The organism is Streptomyces sp. DT2A-34, from assembly GCF_030499515.1.
Classification (GTDB): Bacteria; Actinomycetota; Actinomycetes; order Streptomycetales; family Streptomycetaceae; genus Streptomyces.
The window spans coordinates 1,895,870-1,909,190 of sequence record NZ_JASTWJ010000001.1; the positions used below are offsets into that span (position 1 = coordinate 1,895,870).

Consider the following 13,321-nt stretch of genomic DNA (forward strand, 5'->3'; position numbering starts at 1 on the left):
TTGACGCAGACACGTTAGCGATAATCATTTTCAATTACCACCCCGTTCTTACCCACCCCTCGGAGAGTCGGAGAGACCTTGTCCGTCCTGCCCCGCCCCACCGCCCTGCTGTGCGCCCTCGTGGCCGCGGCCACCCTGCTCCCCACGGCCGCCACGCCCGCCCGGGCGTCGGCCTCTCTCCCCTTCGGCGCCTGCCCGGACTCCGTACCGCGGCCGCCCGCACCGGACCGCGTGGAATGCGGGCGCCTGACCGTCCCGCTCGACTGGCAGCACCCGTCCTCCGGACCGCGCATCGAGATCGCCGTCTCCCGCGTCCCCGCCTCCGGCACCCCGGCCGAGCGGCGCGGCATCCTGCTGGTGAACCCGGGCGGGCCGGGCGGCTCCGGGCTCCCCTACGCGGTCACCAAGCGCGCCAAACTCCCCGCGGGCGTGCGGCGTTCGTACGACGTCATCGGCTTCGACCCGCGCGGCGTCGGCCGCAGCGCGCCGGTGGACTGCGGTGCGATGGGCGGCCTGTTCGCCGCTCCGGGAGCGGACCCGGTGCCGACGACCCCGCGCGCCGAGCGGACGTACCTCGCGTCACAACGGCACCTGGCCGACGACTGCGCGGCGGGCGCGGGCAAGGAGGTGCTGCCGTATCTGTCCACCGAGCAGACGGCGTACGACATGGACGCGATCCGCGCCGCGCTGGGCGAGCCACGGACCAGCTTCCTCGGTGTCTCGTACGGCAGTTACCTGGGCGCCGCCTACGCCGCGCGCTTTCCGTACCGGGTCGGCCGCATGGTCCTGGACAGCGTGGTCGGCCCGTGGGACTGGCACGACTTCGACGTGATCCAGAGCCGGGCGATGCTGCGCGCCCGTGACACCTTCTTCGCCTGGACCGCCGAGCACCCGGAGCGCTTCGGGCTGGGCGCCGGCGCGGATGCCGTACGGCGGTCGTATCTGCGCGCACGCGGCGGACTCGCCGCCCACCCGGTGAACGGCTTCGGCCCGGCGGAGTTCGACCGCGCCGTCTACCGCGCCCTCGGCCGCACCGAGCGCTGGGCGGGCCTGGCCGACGGGCTGCGCGGCTATCTGACCGACGGCAGCCCGGACGGCCTGCGCCCCGCGTCCGCCTTCGACGGCCCGGAATCGCGCAACTACGAGGCGGCCAACCGGATCGTGAAGTGCGCGGACGGCCCGGGACCGACGCCCCGCGAGGTCGTGGCGGACATACGGCGCATACGCCGGCTCGACCCGCAGCCGGTCCTGACCGGACTGGAGGCGTCGGCCTGCGCGTACTGGCACCACCGCCCGGACCACCGCACCCCCCTGGGCAGCCCGGCCGCTCCGCCCGTGCTGCTGGTCGCGTCCGCGCACGACCCGGTGACCCCGATCGAAGGCGCCCGCAGGCTGCGGGAGGTGCTGCCCGGCTCCCGCCTGGTCACCCTCGACGACGACTACTCGCACGGCGTGTTCGCCAGCCGGGGCAACGCGTGCGTGGACGGGACGGTCGCCGCCTATCTCGTCGACGGGACGGTACCCGCGGCCGATGTGCGCTGCTCAGGGCCGGGACTACCGGTCACGGCAACGGCTGCTCCGTCCAAATGATCTTGCCGTTGGGCGTGTACCGCGTCCCCCAGCGCTCGGTGAGCTGGGCGACGAGGAACAGACCGCGCCCACCCTCGTCCGTGCTGCGGGCCCGGCGCAGCCGCGGCGAGGTGCTGCTGCCGTCGGAGACCTCGCAGATCAGGGCGCGGTCGCGGAGCAGACGGAGCTGGACGGAGCCGTGGGCGTGGCGGATGGCGTTGGTGACCAGTTCGCTGGCGATCAGTTCGGTGGTGAAGGCCAGGTCGTCCAGGCCCCAGGCGGCGAGCCGGTCGGTGACCGCGACACGTGCGCGGGAGACGACCGCCGGGTCGCTGGGCAGCTCCCACTGGGCCACCCGGTCGGCGCCCAGCGTGTGGGTGCGGGCGATGAGCAGGGCGACGTCGTCGCCGGGGCGGGCCGGGAGCAGGGCGTCGAGAACGGCCTCGCAGGTCTCCTCCGGCGGGCGGCCGACGTCGGCCAGGACGGTACGCAGCTTGGCCAGGCCGGCGTCGATGTCGCGATGCCGGTCCTCGACCAGACCGTCGGTGTAGAGCACGAGTTGGCTGCCCTCGGCCAGCTCCAGTTCGACCGTCTCGAAGGGCATGCCGCCGAGGCCCAGCGGAGGGCAGGAGGGGAGGTCGACGAACTCGACCGTGCCGTCGGGGGCGACGACCGCGGGCAGGGGGTGCCCGGCGCGGGTGAGGGTGCAGCGCCGGGACACCGGGTCGTAGACGGCGTACAGGCAGGTGGCGCCGACGATGCCGGAGTCGGGCGTGTTCTCCGCCGCCCAGCCCTCGCCGCGGTCGAGCCGGCCGACCAGGTCGTCGAGGTGGGTGAGGAGGTCGTCGGGCGGCATGTCGAGGGCGCAGAAGTTGTGCACCGCCGTGCGCAGGCGGCCCATCGTGGCGGCGGCGTGCAGACCGTGGCCGACGACGTCGCCGACGACCAGGGCGACGCGGGCGCCGGACAGCGGGATGACGTCGAACCAGTCGCCGCCCACGCCGGCCTGCGCGGGCAGGTAGCGGTAGGCCACCTCGACGGCGCTCTGCTCGGAACGCCCCCGGGGCAGCAGGCTGCGCTGCAGGGTGAGGGCGGTGTTGTGCTCGCGGGTGTAGCGGCGGGCGTTGTCGATGCAGATCGCCGCGCGCCCGGAGAGCTCCTGGGCCAGGGACAGGTCATCGTCCTCGAAGGGGGCGGGCTGCACGGAGCGGTAGAAGCTGACCACGCCGAGGGTCGTGCCCCGCGCCCGCAACGGCACGGTGATCAGCGAGTGGATGCCCGCCGCCAGCACCCGTGCCAGCCGTGCCGGGTCCTGCGCGATCCAGCCGCCCGCGTCGGCCAGGACGGGTTCGAGCACGGACTGCCGGGTCTCCAGCGAGCGGGCCTGCGGCGTGGACGGGACGTACTCGACCAGATCACCGACGTCGTACAGGTTGTGGGGCTCCTTGCGTACGGCGCGGATGGCCACCCGGCGCAGCGCGGTGGCACCGCCGAGGGCTTCCGGTTCCTCGCCGCGCAGCACGGAGTCGGGAAGGTCCACGGCGACGAAGTCGGCGAACCGGGGGACGGTCACCTCGGCGAGTTCCTCCGCGGTGCGGGTGACATCCAGGGTGGTGCCGATCCGGACGCTCGCGTCGTGCAGCAGCTCCAGCCGCCGCCGCGCCAGCACGGCCAGCCGGCCGACCCCGGGCTCCCCGACGAGCAGCAGCCACCCTTCGGCACCGCCGCCGTCACTCTCGCCGTCCGGCGCGGGCCGGGTGGACGGCTGCGGCGGGGGTACGACGGTGGGGGCGCGCGGAGGCTGTCCGGCGGGGGCGGGGAGAACGGTGCGCGTCGTGGCCGGCGGTGCGGAGGCCGGCTCCGGCACGGTCGGTGCCTTGGTGGACTCCGGCCCGTGCTGGGGCCGGGGCGGGGCGGACGGGGCGTGCCCGTCGGGCGTGGGGGGTGCGACCGGCGCGACCGGCACTGCCTGGAACGCCTGGACGGCCTGGACGGCCGGTCCGAGCGTGGTCTGCACGGCCGAGGCGGCGAGAGCCTGCGCAGCCGACGGTACCGGGCGGACGTGACGCAGCCGCGGGCCGCCGAGGACGCGGGCCTCGACGGCGACGCCGGTCTCCCCCGCCCCTCCCTCGACCTGCCGGCGCAACAGGGTGGCGGTCCGGCCGCTGGGCAGGGTGATCTCGGCGAAGGTGCAGTGCGGTGAGGCGATGATTTCCTCGGCCCTCTCGCGCAGCATCGCCAGGTCGATCCGGCCGAGAGCATCGGCGGCGTGGCCGTACCGCAGCTCCTCGGGCTGCCTCGGCCAGTCCCGCGCGTGGCCGTCGGCGCGCCGGTACGCGGCGAGGAGGGCGCGTTCGCGCTGGGAGGCCTGTTCCAGCAGCCGGCCCTCGATGTCCCGGGCGGCGCCGCGGACCAGACGCACCATGGCCGGGTCGCCCTGGTCGCGCAGGCAGGTGAGGTCGAGGACGGCCTCGATGCGCCCGCTGAGCGGGTCCCGGACGGGCGCGCCCGCGCAGGCGAAGGGCTGCAGGCAGTCGGCGAAGTGCTCCCGGCCGGCGACATAGACGGGGCCGCGCTCGGCGAGGGCGGTGCCGACGCCGTTGGTGCCCACGGCCGCCTCCGAGGCGTCGAACCCGGGCGCGAACCGCACCTCGTCGAGGCGCTCGCACAGCTGCCGGCCACCGCCGAGCCGCTGGACCATGCGGCCCTGCCCGTCACACACGGCGATGGTCATCCCCGCGTCGGCGAGCGAGGCGGCCAGGCCCTTCAGGACCGGGTCGGCAGCGCGCAGCAACCGGTCGTCCAGCGCCACGTCCGCGGTGTAGCGGACCAGCAGCCGGTGCGGCTCGAGCCCGACGGAGCGGCATCGCTTCCACGAATCGAGCACCGAGCCCCGGACGTCCGACTCGACCAGTGAGCCGGCGAGGAAACGTTCGTGGGCATCGACGAGTCCGCCGATGTCGTCCCAGGCGACGGACAAAGGGATCACTCCCCTCACCTGAAGCCGGCCCGGTCACGCGCCGCCGCTCGACCCGCGGTCCAGTCGGCTTCTCCAGGCGATAATCACCCTAGCCCTTTTGTGACGTGCATCACAACGGACGCCTTGGGCGGTGGGGCGTACCGCAGCGCGGCCGCCGACCACGACAGTGCGCGACGACACCGGCGAGCACGCGGCGCCACCTGCGCCGAGACCTCGATGTGACGTACGACGCACAGCGGGCCCCAATTTTTTTTGCCTGCGGCGGTGATTGTTTCCCGGTTGCCCTACGTACTTCCTGGGGACCGAGCAGCTCACCTCAGGAGGCTAGGCACGATGCCCATCTCACGCCGCATGGTAGGGACCGTCTTCGTGGGAGGCGCCCTCGTTCTGACCCTCTCCGCCCTCGCGTACCCCGCCATGCTGGGCGTGGAGACCACCTCCGCCTCGCAGGACCGGATCATCGCCAACACGCAGTACGGGCCGCTGACCGAGGCGGACCGCGATTTCGTGGTCAAGGTCCGCGCGGCCGGCCTGTGGGAGCACCCGCTGGGCCTGATGGCGATGGAGCGGGGCACGACCCCGGAGATGAAGGAGGCCGGCGAGCACCTGGTCGTCGGACACGCCCGGCTCGACCTCGCCTGTCGCAAGATCGCGTCCGAACTGAACATCACGCTGCCCAACCAGGCCAGTCCACAGCAGCAGCAGTTCGTGGCGACCGTGGACTCCAAGACGGGCAGGGAGTTCGACGCCACCGGTGTCGCCATCATGCGGGTGACACACGGGCAGATCTTCCCGGTCATCGCGAAGATCCGGGGCACCACGCAGAACAGCATGGTCCGTCAGCTGGCCGACCTGGCCAACGACACCGTGCTCGACCACATGACGGTCCTGGAGAAGACCGGCATGGTGAACTTCGACGCGAACAACTTCCAGCAGACCACCCCGCCGAAGCTCCCCAAGGACCAGCTCACCCCGCCCGCGCCCCAGCCGGGCGCCCCGGTCCTCACGCTCGCCATCCCCAAGGGGCTCGAGGACCTGAACACCGCCTCGCCGTCGGCGCTGCCGAGCGCGGACGTCAAGTGACAGCGGCAGCGCCCCGGAGGCCCTCCGGGGCGCTGTGACCCGTCGTGCCACGCCGTGTCAGCCCGTCTTCCACCCCCACGGCGTGTCCATCCGCTCCCACTCCGCGGCCCACTCCTCCAGCCGCCGCCGCTCCAGCACCAGCCGCACCACCCAGGTGGACCCCAGCACGATGCCGGCGGTGCCCGCTCCGGCCAGGACGCCTCCGGCGATCGAGTGCAGGAGCAGCTCGCTCTCGGACAGCGGTTCGCTGGCGATGGCGCCGTTGCGGTCGGTCCACACCTCGACCTTGCTGCCCGCCTGCGCCTTCGGCGGCACCCGCGCCTCGTCCGTGCGGGTCGAGCCGTCCGGTTGGGTCCAGCGGACGGTGGCCCACACCAGATGGTCGGTGGTGACCCGCGAGGGACCGGGATCCTCGGCGTCCTTCACGAGTACGGCCGTCACCTTGCGGCTCTCGGCCCGTTGCGCCTGCGCCGACTGCACGACCGCGTCCGCCGCCGCCAGGCCCACGAACAGGGCGCCGACCAGCGCGAGCAGCCATCCGCACAGCACGACCCACGCCTCGATGACGTCACTGCGCCGCCGCAGCGGACTGCGCCGCCACCGCCACAGCCGCACCCTTGTGCACTCCGACGCAGCCATGCCGACACCCCCTTGAGCACCGACAGCACTCTTCCAGTGTGCGCCCATCCCGGCGGCCGCGTACGTTTCGTGTCAATGTCGCTGGTCGATGTCCCGGGCTCGGGCCACGCCCGTACCAGTGCCCGGCGGCTCAGCTCGCGGTGCGCCGGATCCGTCCGGCGTACCGCCTCTCCAGCTCCAGGTTGCCCTCGAAGCCGCCCGGCACATTGGCCGAGACGTACACCGGCGGGCGTTCCCCGGCGGCCAGGAGCTGGGCGGAGGCCTCGGCCACGGCCATCTGGACGAGCATCACGCCGGTCAGCGTGGACAGGGCGCACACCGCGCCGCCGCCCGGGAGCTCCAGCAGCGCGTCGCCGCGCGGGGCCGCGTTGTCGAGGACGACGTCGGCGAGGTCGGCGAGCTTCTTGCCGCTCGGGTGGCCGGCGGGGACGGCGCGGGTGTGGGTGAGGGAGGTGAGGGCGAGGACGCGGTGGCCGCGCTCCTTGGCCCGCAGGGCCATCTCCACGATGACGTTGTTGACGCCGGAGTTGGAGATCACGACGAAGAGGTCCTGGGGGTGCGGTGCGGCGAGGTCGTAGATCCGGCCCGCCACCCCGGCCTGACGCTCCAGGAGCGGGTCGTCCAGGACGCTCGGCGAGTCGCCGCCGTACAGGACGAGGTCGGCGATGCTCAGCCGGTTCGTCGGCACCAACCCGCCCGCGCGTCCGGCGAGTTCGAGGACGACGGCCTGGGAGTGGCCGGTGCCGAAGGCCTGGATCACGCCGTCCGCGCGCACGCAGTCGGCGATCAGCTCGGCGGCGCGCACCACGTCGTCGCGGGCGGAATCGGCGATGCGGTCGAGGACGGCCATGCTCTCGCGTGCGAAGCGCCGGGCGCTCAGGGACTCGTCGGACACGCGTCACTCCCCACCGGTGGATTGAACCACCCCATACGACTCCATCAGTGAATCAATAAATCACACACCGGATGGCGGGAGCAATGAGCGCAGGGGCAAGGAGCCGGGGAGTCGCACCCTCCACCCCGGTCCTGGTATTCAACCTGCGGAGCAAACGGTGGCTGGTACCTTCTCCCCATGCCCCCGACGGACGTCACCACACTGATCCGCACCGAGCTGCCCCGGCTGGCCGGTTCCCTGCGGAAGGTCGGCGAGCTGATCCTGGAGGATCCGGCCGCCGTCACCCACTGCTCGGCCGCCGAGCTGGGCCGCCGCACCGGCACCTCCCAGGCGACGGTGACCCGCTTCTGCCGGGCCATCGGCCTCGACTCCTACCAGCATCTGCTGATCGAACTGGCCCAGGAGCGCGGCCGCGGCGAGGTCTCCGACTGGGGCACCGCCGAGATCGGGCCCGACATCTCCCCCGACGACAGCCTCGAACGGGTCGTGCAGGTCGTCGGCAGCGCGGACCTGCGGGCCATCCAGCAGACCATCGACCGGATCGACCTCGACGCGATCGAGCGCGCGGCCCAGGCCCTGGCCCGCGCCCGCCGCATCGACGTCTACGGCGTCGGCGGCAGCGGCGCCGTGACGCAGGAGACCGAGACACGTCTGTTCCGCATCGGCTGCTCGGTCCGCGGCTGGACCGAGGTGCACGCGGCGGCGACCTCCGCGGCCCTGCTCACCCCGGCCGACGTGGCCATCGGCATCTCCCACTCCGGGGCGACCCGCGAGACCCTCGAACCGTTCGAGATGGCCAAGGAGCGCGGCGCCACCACCGTCGCCCTCACCACCGACCCGCGCTCGCCGCTGTCCCGGGCGGCCGACATCCGGCTCATCTCGTCGTCCTCGGAGACCAGCTTCCGCGCCGAGAGCATCAGCAGCCGCCACTCCGTCCTGATGCTCGTCGACTGCCTGTACGTCCGGGTCGCCCAGCTCACCTACCAGCGCGCGAGCGCCTCACTGGCGCTGACCGACCACATCACCCCGCGGCACGCGGTGAAATCGCGCCGGGCGCGCTGACCCTCCTGTCCAGGACTGCATGGATGAACCACCGAAGAGACATCCACATGGTTGTTTGAACCAACCCCTCGGTGCCAGGATGGGGCTCCCCAGAGCACTCGTAGGAGCCCCATGCGCGTCATCTCTGTCGAGTCGACCGAGCTCTTCGTCGGCACCGAGGACCACCCGCAGCAGGTACTGGCCGTCGAGATCGGGCACATCCCCGGCCAGAGGATCCGCCTCACCGCAGAGGGGCCGGGCGTCCACGGCACCGCCGAGGCGACCGCCGGGGACGACGGCACCGTACGCGCCGAGATACCGGTGACGACCGACCTGGCCCCCGGCGACCGTACGCACATCAGGATCACGGCGGAGGACGCCGACGACCCGGCCCGCAGCGCGGAGCACTCCGCAGCGTTCACGGCCACCGAGCCCGGCTGGACCATGTTCATGGTCAGCCACTTCCACTACGACCCCGTCTGGTGGAACACCCAGGGCGCCTACACCGAGACCTGGGACGTCGCCGACGACCCCGCCACCACCGGCCTGCCCGCCCGCACCTTCGACTCGCGCGGCCAGTCCGGCATGAGCCTCGTCCGCGCCCACTGCGATCTGGCGCGCCGCGACCCGGCGTACACCTTCGTGCTCGCCGAGGTCGACTACCTCAAGCCCTACTGGGACGCCTTCCCGGAGGAGCGCGCCTTCCTGCGCCAGCTGATCCGCACCGGCCGCGTCGAGATCATGGGCGGCACCTACAACGAGCCGAACACCAACCTCACCGGCGCCGAGGCGACCGTACGCAACGCCCTGTACGGCGACGGCTTCCAGCGCGGGATCATCGGGGCGTCCCCTCAGACGGCCTGGCAGCTGGACGCGTTCGGGCACGACCCGCAGTTTCCCGGGCTGATGGCGGACGCGGGCGTCACGTCGAGTTCGTGGGCACGCGGACCCTTCCACCAGTGGGGCCCCACCCTCTCCGTCTTCGGCGAGGAGCCGCGGGATCCTCAGCGTATGCAGTTCCCGGCGGAGTTCGACTGGATCGCCCCCTCGGGGCGCGGCATCCTCACCGCGTACATGGTCAACCACTACGGCGCCGGCTGGGCGATCGACAACGCGCCGACCCTGCCGGAGGCGGAGGCGGCCGCGCTCAAGCTGTTCAAGGGACTGAAGAAGGTCGCGCTCACCCGCAATGTGCTGCTCCCGGTCGGCGGTGACTACGCGCCGCCGTGCCGCTGGGTGATGGACATCCACCGGGACTGGAACGCCCGGTACGTCTGGCCGCGCTTCATCAGCGGCATCCCGCGGGACTTCTTCGCCGCCGTACGCGCGGAGCTGGAGTCGCAGGGCCGCAAGGCGTCGCCGCAGACACGGGACATGAACCCGATCTACACCGGCAAGGACGTCTCCTACATCGACACCAAGCAGGCCCAGCGGTACGGCGAGACGCTGCTCGCCGACGCGGAGGCCTGGGCGACGCTCGCCTCGCTGGTGACCGGGCACCCCTATCCGGACGCGGCGCTCGACAAGGCGTGGCGGCAGCTGATCTACGGCGCCCATCACGACGCCATCACCGGCTCGGAGTCCGACCAGGTCTACATCGACCTGCTCACCGGCTGGCGGGAGCTGTACGACCTCGCCGAGACCGTGCACGCCGACGCGACCGACGCCCTGGCGAGCAGGGTCGCCCAACTACCGGGCGGCACACCGGACTTGGTGGTCTTCAACGCGGCGACCTGGGAGCGCCGGGACGTACTGGCGGTCGAGGACCCGGGACTCGTCCCGCTGGACGACACCGGCCTGCCCCTGCCCGCCGTACGGGAGGACGGCGCCCTCCGCGTCGTCGTACCGGAGGTGCCGGGCATGGGCCTCAAGGCGCTCCCGCTCGCCGAGGGGACCGTCCCCGAGTGGACGCCCGGCGAGGGCACCACCATCCGCAACGAGTTCTACGAGGTGACGGTCGATCCCGCGCGCGGCGGCGCCGTCAGCAGCCTGCGGGCGCCGGCGGAGGCCGGCCGGGAACTGCTGCGCCCCGGCGACATCGGCAACGAGCTGGTCGTACAGGAGGAGTACGCCAGGCACCCGCGCTTCGGCGAGGGCCCCTGGCACCTCACACCGACCGGCACCACGGCCGCCCGCAGCCGGGACGTCACGGCGGACATCGATGTCGAGCACTCCCCCGCCGGATCACGCATCACCGTCCGCGCCGACCTCGGCCTCTTCCGCTACACCCAGCGCCTCACCCTCTGGAAGGGCGTCGACCGCCTCGACCTCACGACCACCCTCGACGGCTACGACGGTGCCGACCGCCTCATCCGGGTCCGCTGGCCGTCCGACGTCCGGGGCGGGCTGCCGGTGCACGAGGTGGCCGACGCGGTGATCGGGCGCGGGTTCGGGTTCGTGGAGGTGGACAGCGAGCGGTTCCCGTGGACGCTGGACAATCCGGCCAACACGTGGTTCGGGCTGGGGTCCACCGCGCGGGTCGCGGTGGCCGACGGCTCCGGACGCCCCCTCGGCGAACGGTCCATCGGAGTCGCCGAGTTGGTGTACTCCTCCTGGGACGACGCCGGTGAACTGGGCACCGCGCTCGCGGCGGCCCTGGTGCGCGTGGGCGTGACGGCGACCTCGACGATCGCCGGGGGCCCGCGCTACGGCGACCTGGAGGTCGACTCCAACCTGCCCGACATCCGGATCGCGGTCGGCGCGCCCGAGCGCAACTCCGTGGTCGCCGAGGCCCTCGGCTGGGACCCGGCGGCCGGGCGCGAACTGCGCCGACAGCTCGCCGAACGAGGGGTGGCCGCCGTCTGGGTCGCGCCGCGCGCCTCGCTGCGGGAGGAGTGGGTGCCCGGCGCCGACCTGCGCGACCTGGAGCGGCTGCCGCTGCTCGTGGTGGCGGGCGCCCGCCCCGAGGACGACGCCAAGGCCGTGGACGCGCTGATCGCCGACCTGGAGGACGCGGTCCTGGGGGCCACGGCGGCGGGCGGCGGGGAAGCACTGCCGCCGGGGGACGCGTGGGACGGGCGCAGCTTCGCGGTCCTGAACCGGGGAACGCCGGGCTGTGTGGTGACCTCGTCGGGCGACCTCTACATGTCCCTGATGCGCTCCTGCACGGGCTGGCCCTCCGGCATCTGGGTGGACCCGCCCCGGCGTACGGCGCCCGACGGCTCGGCCTTCCAACTCCAGCGCTGGTCCCACACGTTCGAGTACGCCGTGGTCGCCGGCGCGGGCGACTGGCGGGAGCTGCGGCTGCCGCAGGCCGGGCATGCGTTCAACCATCCGCTGACGGGACGGGTACGGCGGACGTCCGCCGAGGATGCGGCACTCCCCAGGAAAGCCGTGCTGCTGGGGCTCGAACCGGCCGGGGAGGTACTGCTCGACGCGTTCAAGGCGGCCGGGTCGCCGCTCGCGCGGGGCAGCGCGGCGGCGGCCGATCCGGGGCGCGGGGTCGTCGTACGGGTGCACGAGGTGAACGGGCGGCCGGTGCGGGCGCGGGTGCGCGGGCCGCGGGAGTGGACGGACGGTGCGCGGGCGGACGTGCTGGAGAGGCGTGGGGAGCCGCTGACGCCCGACGATCAGGGGGCCCTCGCGGTCGGCCTGACCGGCTTCGAGGTGGCCACGGTTCTCGCCACCGCCGACGCGGAGAGCTCCTCCGGTCCCGGCATCGCCGCCCACGAACCGGCCCAGCCCATCCCCACCCGGTACTGGCTGCACAACTCCGGCCCCGCCCCGCGCGGCAACATGCCGGTCGCGGTGTACGTCTCCCCGACCACCCTCACCGTCGCCGACGGTCCGGTCACGGCGACGGTCCGGGTCAGCTCGGAGCTGACCGACGCGCCGGTGTCGGGCACGGCGAGCCTGGACGCCCCGCCCGGCTGGTCCGTCGAGCCGACCGAGCTGCCGTACGCCCTGGGCCCCGGCGGGTTCACGATCGCCGAGGTCACGGTGACACCACCGCCCGACGCGGAGCCGGGGCGGCACTGGCTCGCCGCCCGGCTGTCGTACGGCGGGCAGACGTACGAGGACGTCGTGGCACTGGATGTGCCGGACGGGCACACGGGTCCCACGCTGGTGACGGCGCTGGGAGTTGAGCGGGTGAGCGTACGCCGGGGTGACCGGGTCCAGGTCCCGGTGACCCTGCGCAACCCGACCCGGGGGCCGGTCAGCGGCACGCTGTGGGCCGTGTCCTCGTGGGGAACCTGGGCGGGCGTGACGCCCGGCTGCCAGGGCTTCACCGTGCCGGGCGGGGAGCGCCTGGAGTGCGCGATCGAGGTGGACGGCGGGGCGATGCCGCCGGGGTCGTACTGGCTGATGGCGAAGGTGGGCTGGCATGGCTGTGTGGCGTATACGGCGGCCGTGGAGCTGGAGGTGACGCCATGACGGGGGAATACGCGGCTCGCGTGCACGGTGAAGCGGTCCGCAAGGAACGCGTGGACGCCTTCTTGGAGGTGGTCCCTCCCCGTAATCGTGAGACCCGTCCCGAGGCCCTCGCTCGGGCGGAGCGGCAGCGGCGGCGGTGGGCGACGCAGGTGGTGGTGACCGACGAACTGGCCCGACGGGCCTGCGCGAAACGCGGGCTGGAGCCACCAGAGGACGGTTCGGCAGCGCCGTCAAGGAGCGCGGGCGGTGTCGATATGCGGCTCCGCCGCGTGGGCGCGACCAGCCACGACGGCGCCGCAGACAAGAGACGGCCTATCGCGGCACTCCCCGCGGAGCGCGACGTCGCCGACCTCGGCAGCATCGTCGCCGCAGCGCTGGCCCACTCCCCGGCCGCACGCCTGCTGCTCGCCGAGCTGGAGAGCGAGCAACACGTCCCCGAGACAGCCGTACGCGACTACTACGACCGCAACCCCGACCGCTTCCTCACCCCGGCCGCGCTCAGACGCGGTGTGGACCCCTTCGGCGCCACCACCACCCCCGCGGACTTCCTGCCGTACGAGCACGCCCGCGAGGGCATCGCACACGAACTGCGGCGGACAGCCGGACTGCGGGCCTTCTTCGACTGGCTGGACCAGGCGCGCACCGGCGTGGAGTACGCCCCGGGCCACGAGCACCCGGGCGACCCCTCCCACCCGGACCACGAGCACCGCCACTGACCGACCGGAACATAAAAGCAACCC

General features: G+C 73.2%; 8 protein-coding genes. 5 read left to right on the forward strand and 3 right to left on the reverse strand.

Features of this window, described 5'->3' with window-relative positions; genetic code table 11:
- Positions 1 to 78 precede the first annotated feature (78 nt).
- Positions 79 to 1,590, forward strand: a complete 1,512-nt coding sequence (locus tag QQM39_RS08245; protein ID WP_301996011.1) for an alpha/beta hydrolase — start codon at positions 79 to 81, stop codon at positions 1,588 to 1,590.
- On the opposite strand, the gene QQM39_RS08250 is transcribed toward QQM39_RS08245, so the two are convergent.
- Complete coding sequence (locus QQM39_RS08250) at positions 1,562 to 4,558, reverse strand: SpoIIE family protein phosphatase (RefSeq protein ID WP_301996012.1); 2,997 nt, start codon at positions 4,556 to 4,558, stop codon at positions 1,562 to 1,564. The two genes, QQM39_RS08245 and QQM39_RS08250, sit on opposite strands and share 29 nt — an antisense overlap.
- 324 nt (positions 4,559 to 4,882) lie before the next feature.
- Between QQM39_RS08250 and QQM39_RS08255 the strand changes: the two genes are divergently transcribed.
- The gene (locus QQM39_RS08255; RefSeq protein WP_301996013.1) at positions 4,883 to 5,632 is read left to right on the forward strand and encodes a DUF4142 domain-containing protein; all 750 of its coding nucleotides are present in this window, start codon (positions 4,883 to 4,885) and stop codon (positions 5,630 to 5,632) included.
- A gap of 57 nt (positions 5,633 to 5,689) precedes the next feature.
- Here QQM39_RS08255 and QQM39_RS08260 read toward each other — a convergent pair whose 3' ends face one another.
- Together QQM39_RS08260 and QQM39_RS08265 are read right to left on the reverse strand one after the other, a co-directional pair.
- A complete protein-coding gene (locus QQM39_RS08260; protein WP_301996015.1) occupies positions 5,690 to 6,271 on the reverse strand; it encodes a hypothetical protein in 582 nt (193 codons plus the stop codon).
- Between the two features lie 130 nt (positions 6,272 to 6,401).
- Positions 6,402 to 7,166: an SIS domain-containing protein gene (locus tag QQM39_RS08265; RefSeq protein WP_301996017.1), complete on the reverse strand. Its 765-nt coding sequence runs from the start codon at positions 7,164 to 7,166 to the stop codon at positions 6,402 to 6,404.
- Positions 7,167 to 7,343: 177 nt separating this feature from the next.
- On the opposite strand from QQM39_RS08265, the gene QQM39_RS08270 reads away from it, so the two are divergent.
- The 3 genes from QQM39_RS08270 to QQM39_RS08280 all read left to right on the forward strand — a co-directional run bounded on the left by QQM39_RS08270 (position 7,344) and on the right by QQM39_RS08280 (position 13,297).
- Complete coding sequence (locus tag QQM39_RS08270) at positions 7,344 to 8,228, forward strand: MurR/RpiR family transcriptional regulator (protein ID WP_301996019.1); 885 nt, start codon at positions 7,344 to 7,346, stop codon at positions 8,226 to 8,228.
- 111 nt (positions 8,229 to 8,339) lie between these two features.
- Positions 8,340 to 12,581: an NEW3 domain-containing protein gene (locus QQM39_RS08275; RefSeq protein ID WP_301996020.1), complete on the forward strand. Its 4,242-nt coding sequence runs from the start codon at positions 8,340 to 8,342 to the stop codon at positions 12,579 to 12,581.
- A complete protein-coding gene (locus QQM39_RS08280) occupies positions 12,578 to 13,297 on the forward strand; it encodes a peptidyl-prolyl cis-trans isomerase (RefSeq protein WP_301996021.1) in 720 nt (239 codons plus the stop codon). Before QQM39_RS08275 ends, QQM39_RS08280 begins: the two co-directional genes overlap by 4 nt.
- Positions 13,298 to 13,321: the final 24 nt, after the last annotated feature.